This window comes from Aequorivita sp. Q41 (genome assembly GCF_039831855.1).
GTDB lineage: Bacteria > Bacteroidota > Bacteroidia > Flavobacteriales > Flavobacteriaceae > Aequorivita.
In genome coordinates, this window is the sequence record NZ_JBDPMS010000005.1 from 1 (window position 1) to 19,421 (window position 19,421).

Genomic DNA, 19,421 nt, shown 5'->3' on the forward strand with positions numbered 1-19,421 from the left:
GGGAGAGTAGGTCGCCGCCTTCCTTTAAAACCTTCATCATGTAATTGATGAAGGTTTTTTTTTGGTTTTAATTTAAAATGAAAATAAAAATTTTATTCAAATGGAATCCAAAAAGGTATATGGTAAGTAGGAAATAAATGAGAGGTACAGAAATGATATTCAGCTAAGAGGCGAATGGAAGGTCAGAATACAATGCGTATTTAATTGATAAATTAGTAGTTATATGTGAATAGTTTTTTTGATATAATACTTTCTAAAAGATGGATTTCAAAATAGTATTTATTCCTTTAAAACAAAGATAAATAGCACCAGCTGCGGCAATTATTCCGAAGAAAAGAAATACGTAAAACATAAATGTTTCTTTGTTTAGAAATGACAGGGTTAGTAGGTAGGGGGCTAAAAAAAGTAAGGGTAGCGCGAATGCCATGAACTTTATTCCTTTTTTAAGTATTTCAATATCTGTGTGTTCTTTACCCATTTTTAAAATTGTTTATAGCATTTCGTACATTTTTGTATTTCTCAATAAGTGTTTTTGCTTCTGTTTCTGAAATATTCAATTCACTCATAACCATTCGCACGCCACGATCTACTAGTTTGTTGTTGCTAAGCTGCATATCAACCATTTTATTTCCTTTAATTCTACCTAGTTGAATCATTGCTGTGGTAGAAATCATATTTAGCACCAACTTTTGTGCTGTTCCAGCTTTCATTCTAGAGCTACCAGTTACAAATTCCGAACCCACGCTTACAACTACAGGAAATTTTGCCGTGATAGCCAATGGGCTTCCTTCATTACAACTAATACAACCTGTATAGATATTAGAATCGTTGCATTTTTTTAAAGCTTCAATCACATACGGTGTAGTGCCTGAAGCTGCAATGCCTATTACAACATCTTTTTCAGATATATTTTCTTTTTGAAGATCTTCCCAGCCTTGACTTATAGAATCTTCCGCAAATTCTACAGCTTTTCTAATTGCAATATCACCCCCAGCTATCAATCCAATAACCAAATCATGTGGAACTCCAAAAGTGGGAGGACATTCGCTAGCATCTACAATTCCTAAACGGCCACTGGTTCCCGCACCGATATAAAAAAGTCGTCCGCCGTTTTTGAGTTTTTCAACTACTTTTTCAGTTAATATTTCAATCTGAGGCAGTGCTTTTTCAACTGAAAAGGCAACTGTTTTATCTTCGTTATTAATATTTTGAAGCAATTCAGAAACGGTCATTTTCTCCAAATGATTGTATTTTGAATCCGATTCTGTAGTTTTTATAAAAGACATTGATGACGTATTAAATTCTATAAACGAATGCTATTGTACAGTATAATTTAGTGTGGATACTTCTGAAATCCTAAAATAGCCTAATGGATAATTAGAAGGGTTCGTTTTATTTACAATATTACCACGAACTGTGGCAGGTTGTGTTTCAAAAGGTCCACCACCACCTTCTCCTTGTTGTAAAAGGATATACATAAAGTTATAAAATTGTTCGTTAACACCATACAACCTAAATGATACTTCATCGCCAGCAGCTAAATCTTCGGCTAAATATAATCCGAAAATAGCATTGCCATCAAAAAAAACATCGTCATAAATGTCTAAATGGTCACCTCGTGCTGAAAATGCCTCAAAAAAATAGTAATCTCCTTCACCTAATGGATCTGTGAAAAATGCTTTAAGTTCAATATCTTCACCTGTAAAACCTCCGTCATTTCTCTGCTCTATATATTCTAACGGAACCACATTATAAAGTTGCTCTGTTGCGGTATAAATTTCGTCTTTATAGGTAATAGATAATGTATAATCTATATTTTCCTGAGGGATAAAAAAGGCGGAATATATTCCTTCATCTTGATATTCGAAGGTATAAACCATGTTGTTTTCATCAGTTATAGTTACGATTGCATCCGAGACAAAAGATATATTGTTGTTGAAAAAAGGCGCTGTCGTGGTCAATTTTATGTTTGAAGAAGCACTGCCGTCGCTACGTACGTTTATACTTGCTTCAACCACTAAACGCGGAGGAGCTTCGTTGAGTTCAACCTCTATAACATCTTCACAGGAAGTAAATATTCCGAAGAAAATCACTATTAAAAATAATTTCTTCATATTTTCTAAAATTTAAAATTATACGTTATGGAAGGGATTATACCAAAAATTGAAAGTCGAACCGCTTCATTTTGACCAATATCTGTGTTTTCTCTAAATGAAATTGACGCCGCATTTTTTTGGTTATACGCATTATAAATACTAAAAACCCATTCCCCTTTCCAACGTTTTGTACTTTCTGGTTTGGGGGTCCAGGTAGCGGATAAATCCATACGATGAAAAGGGCTGAGCCTGCTACTATTGCGAGCTTCATAAACAGGTATTATAGCACCATTATATTCATATTGTGCTTCAGGATATGTAGTTGGGCGACCCGTTTGAAAAATAAAATTTGCTCCAAACGACCATTTTTTTGAATATTCATATTGCCCTGTAATTGAAAGATCGTGTGTTTTATCCCAAGCTGAATTATACCAATCACCATTATTAATACCACTTTCAGTTGGTGTTCTCCCAGGAGTTCGTTGTTCACTTTTTGAAAGTGTATATGCAATCCAGCCCTGAAATTTCCCTTTATTTTTTCTAAGCAGCACTTCCAAGCCATATGCGCGAGCTTCGCCTTTTAAAAGTATTTGCTCCAACGCATCATTTGCAATTAAATCTGCGTCGTCCACATAATCTAATCTGTTTTTTACTTCTTTATAAAAAGTTTCTACTTCTAATGAATAGTTTTTAAAATTTCTAAAATATCCCATCGCCACTTGATCTGCTAATTGCGGTTCTATGTATTTTCCGCTAGGGGCATAAATATCGAAAGGGGTGGGCGAAGTAGTATTGCTGATTAAGTGAACATACTGCGTCATTCGATTATAACTTGCCTTTATTGAAGAATCATCATTCAATAGATAAGAAATTGCAAGTCTTGGTTCTAAATTGGCAAAAGATTTTATAGTTTCACTTCTATCAAATGAAATAGTATCTATAGGGTTTACTTTTTGGTAAATATCTAATTCTTGATTGTAAAATATTGGGTTGTCGTTTTCATATAAATACAATTCATCTTGTCCCAAACGATTAAAAGTTGAGAGCCTTAAGCCCGCTTGTACTGTAATTTTATCGGAAACTTCAATGTCAGCATCTAAATACGCAGCGTTTTCCCAAGCGTATTTATCAGTTAGTTTGAATGGATTTATACCTGAATCTTCTGAAGTGGGGTTTACATCTCCAGGGTTAAATTTGTAATAAATACTATTAACTCCATAGCGTAAATCTATATTATTTGAAAGAAAATGGGTGAAGTCGTATTTCAAATTTAAGTTTTGTATGCCACTGTCAAAATCGAAACCCACAAAATTAAGCGCTAATCCAAAGTAATAATCGGAATAGATAAGAGATAGATTTGAAAACAATTTATCAGAATAAAGATGATTCCATCGAAGGTTTAAAGTTGTATTTCCGAAGCTATTTGAAAAGCTATCTGAGATTTCAAAAACATCTCTTCCGAAGTAACCAGATAAATACAAACGGTTGTTATCATTAAGGTTATAGCTAAGTTTTGTATTCAAATCATAAAAATAAGCTACGTTATCATTATCAAATAAAGGCAGAAATAAATGGGCATAACTGCTACGACCACCTACCAAAAATGAAGCAGTATCTTTTTTAATTGGCCCTTCAAGTAACAGTCTGCTTGCAACAAGACCAATACCACCCGTGGCATGATATTCACGCTTGTTACCATCTTTCTGGTAAATGTCTAAAACTGAAGAAATACGTCCGCCATAACGCGCGGGTATTCCTCCTTTATATAGGGTTAAATCTTTTATTGCATCTGGGTTAAAAACAGAAAAGAAGCCAAACAAATGAGAGGAGTTATAAAGAGTGGCTTCATCTAGCATGATTAAATTTTGGTCTGCAGCACCGCCACGAACATTAAATCCACTTGCGCCTTCGCCAGCACTTGTTACGCCAGGAAGCATTGTAATTGCCTTTATAACGTCTACTTCACCTAAAACAACAGGAATTTTTTTGATTGTTGAACTTGAAAGTGTGTTGACGCTCATCTGCGCATTTCGAATGTTTAATTTTTCGGCATCAGCTTCAATTACTACTTCGTCAAGACTTTCTGTATCGGTGGTTAATTCTAAGTCATTTTTTACATTTTCTAGAAGTGCGACTTCAATTTTCTGTGTTGCAAAACCAATACTGCTATATATTATTTCGTAATTTCCTTTTGGGAGTGTGATGGAATAGTAGCCGTATTGATTGGTTACAGTGCCCGTTTGCAACGATGGGATAATAACATTTACTCCAAAAAGTGTTTCACCTGAAGAAACTTCTGAAATGGTACCGCTAAGCGTAAATTTTTCTTGTGAAAAAGCAGAAATGCTGCCAATGAAAAATAGAAAAAGGATGATTTTTTTCAAATGAATTTATTTTAATGTAAAAAAAAACCTTCAGTAAATACTGAAGGTTTATATAACGTTTTGAGTTTTATTTTATTTCCGAAAGGATGTTATTAAAAGTTTTGCTTGGTCGCATAGCTTCATCAACCAACTTTTCCGTTGGCTCATAATATCCACCAATATTAATAGCCTTGCCTTGAACTGAAATTAACTCATCATTTATTTTAGCTTCATTTTCTTTCAATTCTTTAGCAATAGGGCTAAATATTTTCTTTAACTCTTCATCTTTATCTTGTTTTGAAAGTGAATCAGCCCAATACGATGCTAGGTAAAAATGGCTGCCACGATTGTCAATTTCATTTACTTTTCTCGATGGTGATTTGCTGTTTTCTAGATATTTTTCAGTTGCTTCATCTAAGGCATCTGCCAAAACAAGAGCTTTTGGATTGTTGTATTTGGTTCCTAAATGTTCTAAAGAAACCGCAAGCGCTAAAAATTCTCCTAAGGAATCCCATCGCAAGTGGTTTTCTTCTAAAAGTTGTTCAACGTGTTTTGGAGCAGAACCTCCAGCCCCAGTTTCAAATAACCCACCGCCATTCATTAAAGGAACAATAGAAAGCATTTTTGCACTTGTACCTAATTCTAAAATAGGGAAGAGGTCTGTTAAATAATCACGTAACACATTTCCGGTTACTGAAATAGTATCTTTTCCAGCTTTTACACGCTCTAAAGTATAATCTGTTGCTTTTTCTGGGGAAAGTATTTTTATGTCTAAGCCATTGGTGTCGTGATTTGGAAGATATGTATTTACCTTTTTAATAAGCTCTGCATCATGCGCACGATTTTCATCTAGCCAAAAAACAGCCGGTAAACTCGTTGCACGCGCGCGTTCTACAGCCAACTTCACCCAATCTTGAATAGGTAAATCTTTAACTTGACACATGCGCCAAATATCGTTTTCTTCAACACTATGTTCAATAATAACTTCGCCAGAACCATTTAAAACCTGAACTTTTCCATTTGCAGGAATTTCAAAAGTTTTATCATGGCTACCGTATTCTTCTGCTTTTTGCGCCATTAAACCTACGTTTGGTACGGTTCCCATTGTAGTTGGGTCAAAGGCGCCGTGTTTTTTACAGAAATTAATAGTAGCTTCATAAACGCCAGCATAGCTGCTATCTGGAATTACTGCTTTTGTATCGTGGGCTTTTCCATCTGCCCCCCACATTTGTCCAGAATTACGAATCATTGCAGGCATAGATGCATCTACGATAACGTCACTTGGCACGTGAAGGTTAGTAATACCTTTGTCGCTGTTTACCATTGCCAAATCTGCTCTTGCTGCCTCTATTTTTTTAATATCCTCAAGAATAGCTTTCTTTTCAGTATCGTTTAATTCAGAAAGTTTATTTTCTAAATCGCCTAAACCATTATTTGCATCTACACCTATTTTTTTGAAAGTATCTGCATATTTTTTAAATAAGTCTTCAAAATAAACTTTCACTACATACCCAAAAATAATAGGATCGCTCACTTTCATCATGGTAGCTTTTAAATGCACAGAAAAAAGTACTTTCTTTTCTTTGGCATCTTCCACTTGATTTTCTAAAAAAGAAACCAATGCTTTTTTGCTCATCACCGTGGCATCTATGATTTCGTCTTTTAAAACTTTTAGGCTTTCTTTTAAAACAGTTTTATTTCCATTATTTTCCACTAAAACAATCCTAAGGGTGTCATCAGCGGTTAATGAAACAGATTTTTCATTGTGAAAGAAATCTCCGTGCTGCATCGTTGCTACATGGGTTTTGCTATCACTACTCCAAGCTCCCATGCTATGCGGATGCTTTTTGGCGTAATTTTTCACTGCTTTTGGTGCACGACGGTCACTGTTTCCTTCGCGAAGTACTGGGTTTACAGCACTTCCTTTAATTTTATCGTACTTCGATTTTATTTTTTTTTCTTCTGCTGTTGTTGCAGTTTCAGGGTAATCTGGGATGTTAAAACCCTTTTTTTGAAGTTCTTCAATGGCTTCCGTTAATTGCGGAATGGATGCGCTGATGTTTGGTAGTTTAATGATATTTGCTTCAGGGGTTTTGGCAAGTTCACCTAATTCTGTCAAATCATCATTTACACGTTGATTTTCTAAAAGAAATTCTGGAAAAACGGCTAAAATCCGAGCAGCAAGTGAGATATCGCGACTTTCAAGTTTAATATTTGCTGGCGCAGTAAAAGCTTGTACTATTGGTAAAAATGAATAGGTTGCCAACGCTGGAGCTTCATCAGTTTTGGTATATATAATTTTTGAAAAGTTTGTCATTGAAGTGTTTTTTGGAATGAAATATTAAAGGACGCAAATATAACGATTTGGCGGAGCTTTTAAAAGGGAAGTGAGGGCTTAATTGTTATTGAAACAACAATAATTTGTAAAAAAAAGAAAAGCCATATCACTGTATAAAATACATTGTGATATGGCTCCTTGTAAAGCAAACCGTTACCAACTATCTTAAACAACGTTAAAATCTAAGCAAGTTTATTATACCCTTGCAGTTGTGGCTTACTTCCACGGGTTCTGTATCTTTTAAAATACAGCCCCAAATGTTTTTTTATTCCTTTTTGTATAAATCCTTGAGATTATAATACCGCAAGTACTAAAAAAACGATAAAGTGTTTTCTTTTTATTTTTTTAAATCTAGAGGCTACGATTTTTTTAAATCCTTAGCTTCATCATAAATTAAAAAAAAACAATGTAAAAGAACGTTACTTTATTTTATCTAGTTTGGCTATTAACCTAAGTTCGATAGTGCTAATATATAAACGAAACTCTAAATAGCACTACTTTTTAGGGTGTTTAAAATCAACAGTTTACCAACAGGGGTTATAAACAATTGTTCATAAAAAAAGCCCTGTGAATACAGGGCTTTTAAGGGTTTTCAACAAAGAAGAACTACATACGTTTTTCTTTGATACGGGCTTTTTTACCAGTAAGACCTCTAAAGTAATAGATACGAGCTCTACGTACGCTACCTCTTTTGTTGATCTCAATTTTTTGTAGTGCTGGCATATTAAGTGGAAATATACGTTCCACACCAACTGTACCACTCATTTTACGGATTGTAAAAGTTTTGGTTATACCTGTTCCTTTAACTTGTATTACTACACCTCTAAAGAACTGGGTTCTAGTTTTTTCACCTTCACGGATTTCATAGAATACAGTAATTGTATCACCAGCTCCGAATTCAGGAAATTCTTTTTTTGTAACAAATTCGTCTTGTACAAACTTTATTAACGCTTCCATTTTGTTAATTTGATAAGGATTAAATTAAAACAACATTCGCGGTTCTCGCCAGAGGTTGAATTAAGTGGGTGCAAAAATAAGCAATTATTTTTAGCAAGCAAGTTTAATCGCTCTTTTGTTCCTTTATAGTATACGTTTGGTCTTTATTGTCTTTTGTACCTACTATTCATTTATAAAATCATATTCTAAATGCAGGATTTTCTTTATAACAAGTTTGTTATGAGCAACAAAAGCAATTAGTGGAGTGTTTTTATAGTGATAATTTAAGTATTTTATGTTGTTATTATTCCTATCTATTGCATCATTGACGCTTAAATTATTTACAATTCGTTGCGTGAAATCTGGATTCTCAGTTAATTTTAGAAGTTTATTTATGTACGTTCTTCTCTTTTCTAAATAAATATTTCCATTATTAGTCAAGCTATCACCTATAAAGAAATAATCGTTAACTTCTTTAATGCTTGAAAAAGCTTTTTGAGACTCTTTGATATTATTAAAATTTTCAATTTGAGAGTTTTTAATTAATTCAAGTTCTAAATTTTTTAATGTTCCAATATACTCTTTGGTAAGGCTATCATATTTATGAATTTTATCAAAACTATCATCCAACTTCAAATTAAGCTCTTGTTCGATTAACTTATTCAGGTGGAATGTAGTGGATTCAAATTCATTTATAAATACAGTATACATGCCAAAATCCCTGGAGAAATCAGTACTAAACTTTTCATCAATATCTGGACTTGAATTACAAGAAATAAAAGTGAAAAAGCCGATTAGAAAATATCCTTTTATCATTTTTTATAGTATCAATCAATTTCAAAAGTAACTACTCCAACAAATCAGGCCTACGCTCTTTGGTGCGCTTGTATGCTTGATCTTCGCGCCATTCTTCAATTTTTCCAGTGTTTCCACTTGTTAGTATTTCAGGAACTGCCCAGCCTTTGTATTCTGCAGGGCGTGTGTATATTGGTGGCGCCAACAGATTATCCTGAAATGAATCTGTAAGGGCGCTGGTTTCGTTTCCTAAAACCCCTGGAATAAGTCTGATTACGGCATCACAAACAATGGCCGCAGCAAGTTCGCCCCCACTTAAAACGAAATCGCCCACCGAAATTTCACGCGTTATAAAATGATCGCGCACCCGTTGGTCCACTCCTTTATAATGCCCACAGAGGATAATGATATTTTTTTTTAACGAAAGCTCGTTTGCAGTTGGCTGGTTAAACGTTTTTCCGTCGGGCGTCATATAGATTATTTCGTCGTAATCTCTTTTAGCTTTTAAGTCGGAAATACATTTGTCTATAGGCTCAATCATCATCACCATGCCTGCGCCACCACCAAATTGATAATCGTCAATCTGTTTGTAAGTGTTTAAGGAATACTCCCGGAGGTTATGCATATGTACTTCAACGAGTCCTTTTTCAATGGCGCGTTTTAGTATTGAAGCTTCAAAAGGGCTTTGAAGCAATTCAGGTAATACGGTAATAATATCAATTCGCATGAAAGAGATTTTTATGGTTTCCTATGGCTTTTAGGAAATTCACCGTAAAAGTAAGGAATTGCAATAGAAAATCAACCTTTACGAGCCTGGCGTTCTTTTTTGCGTTGCTCTCTTTCCTTTTCGCGTTCTTTTTTTCGGAGTTCCCGTTTTTGTTCGCGGGTTAGGTTTTCATCCTGAAAGGCATCTTTAAATTCAATAGCACCATCTACTTCTCCTGTAAAAGCTTTAATCCATGCGTTTTCAAAAATATTAAATACAGTGGGCCAGATTCCAGCTTCCACCTTGTTTAAATCTCCTTCAATCGGCACTTTTGTGGCCACGGTATCTGTGCCTTGGTTTTTTAGTATAAATTTGAATAAACCCACAAATCCTTCCCATAAAACTTCTAGAAAACCATCGCCTTTCCCTATTAATTTTGCATCGGTTAAAAGTGGTTTTAAGTAGCCTATTAAGTGTCCGTCTGCAATTGCAACTTCACTGAAAAGGCTAAAAGTACCTTTGTCAAAATCAAGACCGGAATAATAGTTTGTAAAATCATTTAAGGCAGTTGCATCTGCATCTTGAATGGAAAAGGAGAGGTCCATATCTGGAATTTCCTTAACAAGATTCATATAGCCTTCCAAAGCAACTTTACCATTGCCAATAGAAACACCACTGGCGCGAATAGGTGAGGGGAGAATGCGCTCTTTTTCTACAACATTCCGAAGGTTAGCAGCGGTAAGCTCTAGGTTGTCTATTTGAAGATCGATATTTGGTTCTGCGGAAAGCTGTACAAATGCTACTTTGCCGTCGTGCACTTCAAAGTGGTTTATGGCTATAGGAACAATTTCTGTAAGTGCTTTGGTCCAATCATCCACATTTGCATCGCCCGTTTCCTCTTTTTGGTCTTCAAAAACATAGATTACTTCTGGGCTGGTCATTATTATTTCGCTAACTATTTTTCCTCTGAAAAGAGATTTCCATTCCATAGAAATATCACTTTTTGGAAAGCTTAAAAAAGGAATTTGCGATGCTGCGGTTCCTTTATTTAAGTACATACCCTTTATTACATACGCGCCACGTATTAACGAAATGTCTACATCATCAATTTGCCCATAATAGCCAGGAATGTCTGCCAACACTTTGTTTATGTTGTTTTTTACGAGTGTAGGTAAGTATAAGCGGAACGCAAGTAGAAGCAGTAGTAGTATAAAGGGGATTGTATATCGTTTCTTTTTAAAACCTCTCTTTTGTTTTGATTGCGCCATTGTTTAAATAATTGGTTGTAACAAATTTGCTGGAATTTGAGGAATATTTCGGTTAATGAAGTCATAAAAATAGAAAGGGAGTTGTTGTATTTAAGGAATGCTTTTGAAAAAAGTAGGAAAACAACCACAGTAAAAATGGGGGATTTCCCTCTTGACTGCTATTGTTTTTTTTATAAACCTTGTTAGAAAGTAACCCTTAAAATTTTAACCAATGAGCAACACAAACCAAAACTTACTAAACCAGACCCTTGCAGATCTGGAAGTTACCGAAATCATGAATGCCTTAAACACTGCGGCCGCTGCTTTTCCAGACGCTACGCTTACCGATGAGCAACGCCGTAACCTAAACGCCATAAGTGTAGATAATAAAGTATTTGCTGAGGAGATGCTAGACGAGATGAACACCAACCCCAATCTAGCCGTTAATGCCACCTACAATTTGGAGTTTTTGGCAAACGACCTTCAGCTTTTTGAACAGGTAGAAACCATTATAAGCCGTATGATGGATATGCTACAGCGGCTTGAAGACGTAAAGCGCCTTGCGGGTCACGAAGCCTATGGCATGGCCACGGGAGCCTACGGCCTGCTTGAAGTTATGGCGCGCACAGGCGTACCCGGCGCACAGGCAAGTTTTGATAGGCTTAAGGTGCGTTTTGCGGGGCAAGGAGGTAGAAACCCCGCTCCACCAATGGAGGGATAGGGTTTAGGAAATACAGGTAGCAATACCTGTATTTTTTAGAATGTTAGGCAGCTGTCTAATAAAATAATATAACAGTCAAATTAAACTAACTAGTTGTCTACTAAAATTTAATAGTTGTCTCATATTATAGTGTATAGCTCTAATTTAATACTAAATTAATCTAATAAAATAGGAGCGTAGTCTCATAAAATAGCATCGTAATTAAATTTAATAGTATACCAATCTAATAAAACAGGATAATAGTCTAATTAAATATCATAGCAGTCTAATTAAATTCTATAATGATGAAAACAAAATACCTCCAAAAGAACACCTCGCCCCATTTGGGAAAATTGCTTAAAGCCCATATTATAAAGCATAGCGTTTATAGAAGTTCGCTGTCCCGGTATATGGAGCGCCAACCTTCCACCATTGAGTATTACCTAAAACAGCCCACACTGCAAACAGCCTTACTCTGGGAACTAAGCACCGCCCTAAAACACAACTTTTTTAAAGACCTCGCCGCCCAGCTGCCAGCAGATTTTACCACCAATGCCCCAGACACTACCCTGCCGTTTCAGGAGCGTATTGCTGCGCTGGAGGAGGAAGCAAAGTTAACGAATGCCAAGCTGGAAGAGCTTAGGGCAGTGGTGCGGAAATAGTTGGGTTTTTGTGTTATATTTGGATGGTTAAATAACTGAAAGACAATAATTTGAAATATTTTTTGTTTCTTGATGAAAGTGGAGACCACGGTTTAAAAACTATCGACTAAATTCGAACAATAGACAAATCAAGAATAATAAAGGAATATCCCCGACTATCTAAATCGGAAATCCAAAAATGTAAAGATATTATTCGAGAAACATTCGTGGATTAAAATTTCTAAACAAACTCGGAAAAAGTATTAATGAAAGTACCGTGTTCATACACAACCCCACTACCAATACACAACACAGAATAAAAAAAATCCCGCTATGAAAATAGCGGGATTTTGTATGTATAGGTAGTTACTACTAATAATAAGTATACCTTCTAACCTGTGCAATGTATTTTGCCAAACGAATTACTTGGTGGCTATAGCCATATTCGTTATCATACCATACATAAAGCACTACGTTTTTACCGTCTTCGGTTACAATAGTTGCATTACTGTCGTAAATAGATGGGGCAGAAGAACCAACAATATCGCTAGAAACAAGCTCGTTGCTCATAGAGTATTTAATTTGTTCTACTAAATCGCCTTCCAATGCATATTTTTTCATTGTAGCGTTAATTCCATCTACTGTAGTTGGGGTTGCAAATTCAAGATTTAAAACTACCAAAGACCCGTTTGGAACCGGAACACGAATCGCGTTGCTAGTAAGTTTGCCAGCCAAAACAGGCAATGCTTTTGCAACCGCACTTCCAGCGCCAGTTTCTGTAATTACCATATTTAATGCTGCAGCACGACCACGACGGTATTTGCTGTGCATATTATCTACCAAATTCTGGTCGTTTGTATATGCGTGAATGGTTTCCAAATGTCCACGAACCACACCGAATGAATCTTCAACAGCTTTCAGAATAGGAGTGATGGCGTTTGTAGTACACGAAGCTGCAGAAAAAATATCGACTGTATTTGGGTCGTATTCGTTTTGGTTTACACCGTGCACGATGTTTGGCACTCCTTTTCCAGGAGCAGTAAGCAATACTTTTGAAGCACCTTTGGCTTTTAAGTGTCTGCTCAATTCTTTATCATCACGGAAAGCACCGGTATTATCAATTACCAAAGCATCTTCGATACCGTATTTAGTATAATCAATTTCTTCCGGATTGTTTGCTGAAATAATATGAACCGTAGTTCCATTTATAATTAAAGCACTGTTTTCAAGGTCTGTACGAACAGTTCCTGGGAAATCTCCGTGTACAGAATCATTTTGAAGCAAGGAAGCTCTTTTGTCTAAAACGGTTTGGTCCATCTTTCCACGTACTACAATTGCACGAAGGCGAAGTTGGTTTCCTTGGCCAGTTCTAGTCATAAGTTCACGAGCCAACAAACGGCCAATACGTCCAAAACCATAAAGAACAACATCTTTTGGAACTAAGCTTTTGGCTTCTTTGGCATCTTTTAATTTGTCTGAAACAAATGCTAGTGCGTTTGAATATTTATCGTCTTCTAAGTGAAACTCATAGGTAAGCTTACCTATGTCTAGTTTTGCTGGAGGAAGATCCAGAGTTTTGATAGCCTGAGCAATTTCAACAGAATCGAAGATTGAGATAGGCTTTTGTACGAATTCGCCAGCATATTCGTGAAGGTTTAAAATTTCACTCACATTGCGGTCGATAAGTTGGTTGCGGAAAAGTACCAATTCAATGGACTTGTCGTACCAAAGGTCGCTAATGATTTTAATAAATTCTACTGAGGCTTTCCTGCGGTCAGTTTGAAAGGACAGTTCTTTTTCATAAACGTCATCAAAACTCATAAGGATGGATTTTTAAGGGTTTAAATTTCGTGCAAAAATACTTATTTCTATCGGTGTGGGGAAATAATTATTGAAAATAAAAACACCGCTGAAAGTTTTGATTTTCAGCGGTGCCTTAAACAATACGATTGTTTATTTTACCTAAAAATGAAGGAATTTAGGTTTCCAGCAGTGTCCATGAAAGTCATTTTTATTGGACTTCGCGAATTGCGTTGTGTCATAATTCGCTTTACATCACTGATGTCATTAATAGGTTCGTCATTTATTTTTGTAATGATAATTCCTTCCAGTTTGTATTGTGCCATATCGGGTGTTAATGCACGTGTTACGGTAACTCCATTGCTTAATCCACGTTCTTTTAGCTCTGCAGAAGTAATATTTTTTACTTCCAGCCCTAAATCATCGATTGAAAATGTTTCCAATTTTACAAGTGTTACAGGAATTGTTTTTTCATTGCCGTCTCGAATTAGGGTTACTTCAACCACATCATTCGGTCTTTTAGAACCTAAATACCCCGCTAAATCAGCAAATTTATTTACTGGTACGCCATCAAGCTGTTTTATAATATCACCTTGCTTTATTCCGCCTTTATCTGCTCCGCTTCCTTTTTCAATGCCACCTACATATACTCCTTGGGTTTCATTAACACCTAGTTTTTCTGCTAAATCTGAATTTAAATTTCCTACTTGAATTCCTAGAATTCCACGTTGTACGTTTCCATATTCTAGAATATCTTCAATTACTTTTCGGGCGTTATTTGAAGGTACCGCAAACGAATACCCAACATAACTTCCAGTTTCAGAAGTAATGGCAGTATTAATACCAATAAGTTCTCCACGTGTGTTTACTAATGCCCCGCCACTGTTTCCGCGGTTTACAGCAGCATCTGTTTGAATAAATGATTGTGGATTGCCGTCAAATTGATTCAAATCGCGTGCTTTCGCACTAATTATTCCAGCAGTAACTGTTGAGGTTAGGTTGAAGGGGTTTCCAACAGCCAAAACCCATTCGCCAATTTTCACATTGTTTGAATCGCCAAAAGGGATAAAAGGAAATGCATCATCGCCTTCAATTTTAATGAGCGCAATATCAGTTGCTGGGTCTGTACCAATTAATTTTGCGGTATAGGTTTTGTTATTATTTAGCGTCACACTAAGGTTTGCGGCATTGGCAATTACATGATTGTTGGTAACAATATAACCGTCTGGCGAAATAATCACGCCACTTCCGCTACCAACCGTTGCCCGTGGTTGGCCGCCACCGTGAAAAAATTCCATAATATTTGTGGGCTGTCTACTAACCGTCGTGTTTTTTACGTGAACCACCGCATGAACGCTTTTATCTGCCGCTTCAATAAAATCGGTATTCATTTCGGCTGCATTCGAAGAAAAATTTGTAGGAATAAAGCTTGAAGCTTTTTCTGGAGCAAAGGAAATTTGTTCCTTGTTTTCGAAAAATTTGTAGCCACCAAGTGTTATTGCTCCTGCAAACAGGGCTACCAGAAATAAACGGATTGTTTGTTTCATTGTGTGAAATTTTTAATTAATATTAATTTAAAATTATTCAAAAACTCTTTAGTCAAGTTTTTCATTCTTAAACTGTTTTAAGAATTTAATTCCTATGAAGGAGGGAGGAAGAAAATTCTTTTTGTAGAAACATTCTTTTAATACTTCTACAAATTTAACACTGATAGTCTGAAAAAAGTATGCCAAAAACCTGTATTTAACTTGTATTTAACGTGAAAACTTTCGGCAAACTCCTGCTGGGTTTTTATATCTTTGCGCACGTATGGATTTCACCTTTTATAAATACCAAGGCACAGGCAATGATTTTGTGCTAATCGATAATCGGGAAGCTTTTTTTCCGAAGAAAGACACGGCCCTTGTTGCTAAAATTTGCGACCGACGTTTTGGCGTAGGAGCGGATGGGTTGATTTTATTGGAAAATCATCCTTCGGCAGACTTCAAAATGGTTTATTATAATAGTGATGGCCATCTAAGCACGATGTGTGGAAATGGTGGGAGGTGTATTTCCCATTTTGCGAAATTTCTAAATATTATTTCAGAAAAGGCAACTTTTCAAGCTGTTGATGGGATGCATGAAACCATAGTAAAAGAGGATTGGGTTTCTTTAAAAATGAATGATGTAGCGACAGTAAATGTTTTTGAAAACCATATTTTTTTGAATACAGGCTCACCACATCATGTTGCGCTAGTTTCCAACCTTCAAGAATTTAATGTTTTTGATAATGGAAAAACAATTCGCAATACAACCTACGGAAAAGAAGGTTCTAATATAAATTTTGTGGAGCAGGAAGCTGCTGCTGTGTTTGCTGTAAGAACGTATGAACGTGGTGTGGAAAACGAAACTTTTTCTTGTGGCACGGGGGTAACTGCGGTTGCCATTGCCATGTTTGAAACTGGTAAAACTTCACAAAATAAAGTAACTCTTAAAACGCCAGGGGGAACATTGCAAGTACGTTTTGAAAAAGAAGCTGATTGCTATAAAAATGTCTATTTAGAGGGGCCTGCAATACAAGTTTTTAAAGGAATTTGGAAATGAGGACCTTAAAAGGAGAAAACATATTTCTACGTGCTTTGGAACCGACAGATTTGGAGTTTTTATACCAATTAGAAAACGACGAATCCCTTTGGGAAGTCAGTAATACCACAACTCCATATTCCAAATATATCTTAACACAGTATTTAGAAAATAGCCACCGCGATATTTATGATGTTAAACAGCTACGTTTGGTAATTTGCATGAGTGGGAGTGAAACTGTTGTGGGTTTGATAGATCTTTTTGATTTTGACCCAAAACACAATAGAGTAGGCGTTGGTATTGTGGTTTTTTTAGGAGCAGCTAAACGCAAAGGCTTTGCTTCGGAAGCACTAGAAATTACTTGTAATTATGCCTTTTCGCATTTAAATGTGCATAGTGTTTACGCAGCTATTTCGGAAGATAATACCCCTAGTTTAAAGCTTTTTGAAAAAGCGGGTTTTGAGCGCAGTGGTTTAAAAAAAGATTGGATTTTTTCCGAAGGAAAGTATAAAAGTGAATATTTGTATCAATTGATACGTTAGTTTTTAATTCAGAACCTAGTATTTAAAAAATGTATATAAAAAAGATATTTTTAATTGTTGTTTTGCTTGGCGCAGTTGGGATGGGTGGTTTTGCGTGGTATGTGTATAATACTGCATTTTCAGATAACACCGCTTTTAATAATAAGGAAGCACATGTTTTTATCCCAACAAATGCGACAATAAATGATGTTGTTGCTGAATTAGAACCACTTTTAAAGGATACCGAGTCATTTTACGCAATTGCAACTCAAAAAAAGTATACTTCAAATGTAAAACCAGGTCATTTTATTATTACCAAAGGAATGACGAATAACGATATTGTAAATGCATTGCGAAGCAAAAACATTCCAATTGATATAAAATTTAACAACCAAGAGCGTTTAGAAAATTTAGCGGGTCATATAGCGCAGCAAATAGAGGCTGATAGCTTATCGCTTTTAGAGGCTATGCGCGATCCCCAATTTTTGGAAACAGTAGGCTTGAATGCGGAGACAGCACTTTCGCTTTATATACCAAATACCTATGAGTTTTATTGGAATAGCTCTGCGGAAACTTTCTGTGACCGCATGAAAATTGAATACGAACGCTTTTGGAGTGAATCTAGACTACAAAAAGCAAAAAAACTTAAGCTTACTAAAGAGCAAGTAATGGCGTTGGCTGCAATTGTTCAAAAAGAGACTGCTAAAGTAGATGAACGTCCTCGAGTGGCTGGCGTTTATATAAATAGATTAAAAGTGGGGATGTTATTGCAAGCAGACCCAACAGTTATTTATGCGTTAAAACGTGAAAGCGGTGATTTCGATCAGCTAATTAAAAGGGTGCTTTATAAAGATTTGGAGTTAGACTCGCCTTATAATACCTATAAATATGCGGGTGTTCCTCCGGGGCCGATAGCAATGCCAGATATTTCATCAATTGATGCTGTTTTAAATCCGGAACAGCACGATTACTACTATTTTGTCGCCGATGTCACCAATTTTGGATATCATAAATTCGCCAAATCACTTTCTCAGCATAATGCTAATAAGGTGGAATATGTACGCTGGGTAAATAGTCAAGGCTTAAATAGATAATATTATATTTTTTTTAAAACAGCTGTAAGCACCCTGAATATAAGGGCTGCTTTTTCTTTCACAATAATTTAACACCCTGTAAATCAATTTATTAAAAAAATATGTATCTTTGCGCGCTGAAAAGAAGTTGTAGGAATACAACTAAATTTTAATACTGAATGAAAAAAAGAATATCTTTAATTGCAGTTTTACTTGTTGTTACCATAGTGGTAGGGACGGGTTTTAATACAAAAGAAGGTTATGACTTTTCTGCGTATAGCACAGAAGGGTTAGAGTTGGATTATAATGTGCCAACAGAAGCTGAGCATCTAGCTACATTTACGGCTCCTATTACGCCAAAATTTTATTTGTTTTTAGGAAAATCGTATGTAGGGTTTAAAGAAGCATTAGGTTTTAAAGAATCAAGAGGGGATTATACTATTGTGAATGATTACGGATATATGGGAAAATATCAGTTTTCAAGAGCAACCCTTAGAATGATGGGGCTTAAAAATACAGATGAATTTCTAGACAATACACTGCAACAGGAGGCAGCTTTTTTAGCATATACTTCGCTTAACAAGTGGGTTCTGAGAAAAGATATTAAGCGTTATTCTGGTAAAACAATTGCAGGTATTAAAGTTACTGAATCTGGAATTTTAGCAGCTGCACATTTGGCTGGACCAGGAAATGTGAAGAAATTTCTTAGAAGTGCTGGCGAAAATAGATTTGAAGATGCAAATGGGACTTCCATACGTTACTACTTAAGAAAATTTTCAGGCTATGATACTTCGCATATTGTGCCAAACAGAAAACCAAGGTTAATGTAATTATTACCCTTGAATGATAAATAAGGTGGGTCTTTTATGGAGGTCCACCTTTATTTTTTTCCATAATTCTACAGATGCAGTTTTTATATATTCAGAAGGCAATGTGATATCGCAGGCAACACATATTCTCGTGTTTGCGCTTAAGTTCTCGGTAAGGCTTTGTAGCATTTGATTGTTGCGGTACGGCGTTTCAATAAAAAGTTGCGATTGATCAATATCTTTTGAAATTTTTTCTAAACGCTTAAGCTCTGCTTTGCGTTGCCCTTTATCGATTGGTAAATAGCCATTAAAAGCAAAATTCTGCCCATTAAATCCACTCGCCATCATTGCAAGTAAAATAGAGGAAGGGCCAACCAATGGAACTACTTTTATCCCTTTTTCATGGGCATAATGCACTGCTCTAGCGCCAGGATCAGCAATGCCTGGGCACCCCGCATCGCTTAGAACCCCCACATCAAAACCCTCCAAACATGGGTTTAGCATTGGCGCAATTTCTTCAGGATTTGTGAATTTATTTATTTCTTGAATCTGTAAAATAGACTGCTGCTTTTCAGGAACAATGCTTTTTATAAAACGTCTCGCATTTTTTTCATGCTCTACAATATAATGATCAATGGTTTCTACTGCATTTTTTACATTTTGCGGAAGTACTGCCATTGGGTTTGTATCTCCCAATGTACAGGGAATTAGGTATAAGTTGCCTTTTTTTGTATTCATCAAATAACTATTGGATCATTACTTTTTTTACTGCAGAAAGTCCTTTTGCTGAGGTAATCTTCACAAAATATATTTCTGAATTTAAACTTGAAATTA

General features: G+C 35.8%; 18 protein-coding genes. 6 read left to right on the plus strand and 12 right to left on the minus strand.

Going from position 1 to position 19,421, the window contains the following annotated elements:
• Positions 1 to 253: 253 nt before the first annotated feature.
• The 9 genes from ABJ955_RS13115 to ABJ955_RS13155 form a co-directional block, all read right to left on the minus strand.
• The gene (locus ABJ955_RS13115) at positions 254 to 478 is read right to left on the minus strand and encodes a DUF6095 family protein (RefSeq protein ID WP_347375089.1); all 225 of its coding nucleotides are present in this window, start codon (positions 476 to 478) and stop codon (positions 254 to 256) included.
• A complete protein-coding gene (gene murQ, locus ABJ955_RS13120; protein WP_347375090.1) occupies positions 471 to 1,286 on the minus strand; it encodes an N-acetylmuramic acid 6-phosphate etherase in 816 nt (271 codons plus the stop codon). Before murQ ends, ABJ955_RS13115 begins: the two co-directional genes overlap by 8 nt.
• A gap of 30 nt (positions 1,287 to 1,316) precedes the next feature.
• Entirely contained in the window at positions 1,317 to 2,114 is a 798-nt protein-coding gene (locus ABJ955_RS13125; protein ID WP_347375091.1) for a DUF4249 domain-containing protein, read from the minus strand.
• 5 nt (positions 2,115 to 2,119) lie between these two features.
• Positions 2,120 to 4,480, minus strand: coding sequence for a TonB-dependent receptor (locus ABJ955_RS13130; RefSeq protein WP_347375092.1), 2,361 nt, complete (start codon positions 4,478 to 4,480; stop codon positions 2,120 to 2,122).
• A 67-nt stretch (positions 4,481 to 4,547) separates the two neighbouring features.
• Positions 4,548 to 6,776: an NADP-dependent isocitrate dehydrogenase gene (locus ABJ955_RS13135; RefSeq protein WP_347375093.1), complete on the minus strand. Its 2,229-nt coding sequence runs from the start codon at positions 6,774 to 6,776 to the stop codon at positions 4,548 to 4,550.
• A gap of 627 nt (positions 6,777 to 7,403) precedes the next feature.
• Complete coding sequence (gene rplS, locus ABJ955_RS13140) at positions 7,404 to 7,754, minus strand: 50S ribosomal protein L19 (RefSeq protein ID WP_347375094.1); 351 nt, start codon at positions 7,752 to 7,754, stop codon at positions 7,404 to 7,406.
• A gap of 162 nt (positions 7,755 to 7,916) precedes the next feature.
• Positions 7,917 to 8,549: a hypothetical protein gene (locus ABJ955_RS13145; RefSeq protein WP_347375095.1), complete on the minus strand. Its 633-nt coding sequence runs from the start codon at positions 8,547 to 8,549 to the stop codon at positions 7,917 to 7,919.
• A 31-nt stretch (positions 8,550 to 8,580) separates the two neighbouring features.
• Entirely contained in the window at positions 8,581 to 9,255 is a 675-nt protein-coding gene (gene trmD, locus ABJ955_RS13150; protein WP_347375096.1) for a tRNA (guanosine(37)-N1)-methyltransferase TrmD, read from the minus strand.
• A gap of 71 nt (positions 9,256 to 9,326) precedes the next feature.
• Complete coding sequence (locus ABJ955_RS13155; RefSeq protein ID WP_347375097.1) at positions 9,327 to 10,502, minus strand: DUF748 domain-containing protein; 1,176 nt, start codon at positions 10,500 to 10,502, stop codon at positions 9,327 to 9,329.
• A 211-nt stretch (positions 10,503 to 10,713) separates the two neighbouring features.
• On the opposite strand from ABJ955_RS13155, the gene ABJ955_RS13160 reads away from it, so the two are divergent.
• Positions 10,714 to 11,202, plus strand: coding sequence for a hypothetical protein (locus ABJ955_RS13160; RefSeq protein ID WP_347375098.1), 489 nt, complete (start codon positions 10,714 to 10,716; stop codon positions 11,200 to 11,202).
• Positions 11,203 to 11,483: 281 nt separating this feature from the next.
• Positions 11,484 to 11,843 carry a hypothetical protein gene (locus tag ABJ955_RS13165; RefSeq protein ID WP_347375099.1) on the plus strand — a complete coding sequence of 120 codons (360 nt, stop codon included), beginning with the start codon at positions 11,484 to 11,486 and terminating at the stop codon, positions 11,841 to 11,843.
• Positions 11,844 to 12,194: 351 nt separating this feature from the next.
• Here ABJ955_RS13165 and ABJ955_RS13170 read toward each other — a convergent pair whose 3' ends face one another.
• Positions 12,195 to 13,643: a glyceraldehyde-3-phosphate dehydrogenase gene (locus tag ABJ955_RS13170; RefSeq protein WP_347375100.1), complete on the minus strand. Its 1,449-nt coding sequence runs from the start codon at positions 13,641 to 13,643 to the stop codon at positions 12,195 to 12,197.
• Between the two features lie 137 nt (positions 13,644 to 13,780).
• On the minus strand, positions 13,781 to 15,169 hold the full coding sequence (locus ABJ955_RS13175; protein ID WP_347375101.1) for a trypsin-like peptidase domain-containing protein: 1,389 nt from the start codon (positions 15,167 to 15,169) through the stop codon (positions 13,781 to 13,783).
• A 262-nt stretch (positions 15,170 to 15,431) separates the two neighbouring features.
• Here ABJ955_RS13175 and dapF point away from each other — a divergent pair, with 262 nt between their 5' ends.
• From dapF to ABJ955_RS13195, 4 genes are all read left to right on the plus strand, one after another.
• A complete protein-coding gene (gene dapF / locus ABJ955_RS13180; protein ID WP_347375102.1) occupies positions 15,432 to 16,205 on the plus strand; it encodes a diaminopimelate epimerase in 774 nt (257 codons plus the stop codon).
• On the plus strand, positions 16,202 to 16,726 hold the full coding sequence (locus tag ABJ955_RS13185) for a GNAT family protein (RefSeq protein ID WP_347375103.1): 525 nt from the start codon (positions 16,202 to 16,204) through the stop codon (positions 16,724 to 16,726). The genes dapF and ABJ955_RS13185 overlap by 4 nt, the downstream gene beginning before the upstream one ends.
• Positions 16,727 to 16,755: 29 nt before the next feature.
• Positions 16,756 to 17,799 carry an endolytic transglycosylase MltG gene (gene mltG / locus ABJ955_RS13190; protein WP_347375104.1) on the plus strand — a complete coding sequence of 348 codons (1,044 nt, stop codon included), beginning with the start codon at positions 16,756 to 16,758 and terminating at the stop codon, positions 17,797 to 17,799.
• Positions 17,800 to 17,957: 158 nt separating this feature from the next.
• A complete protein-coding gene (locus ABJ955_RS13195; RefSeq protein ID WP_347375105.1) occupies positions 17,958 to 18,608 on the plus strand; it encodes a peptidoglycan-binding protein LysM in 651 nt (216 codons plus the stop codon).
• Between the two features lie 3 nt (positions 18,609 to 18,611).
• On the opposite strand, the gene ABJ955_RS13200 is transcribed toward ABJ955_RS13195, so the two are convergent.
• Entirely contained in the window at positions 18,612 to 19,325 is a 714-nt protein-coding gene (locus ABJ955_RS13200; protein WP_347375106.1) for an SAM-dependent methyltransferase, read from the minus strand.
• Positions 19,326 to 19,421: the final 96 nt, after the last annotated feature.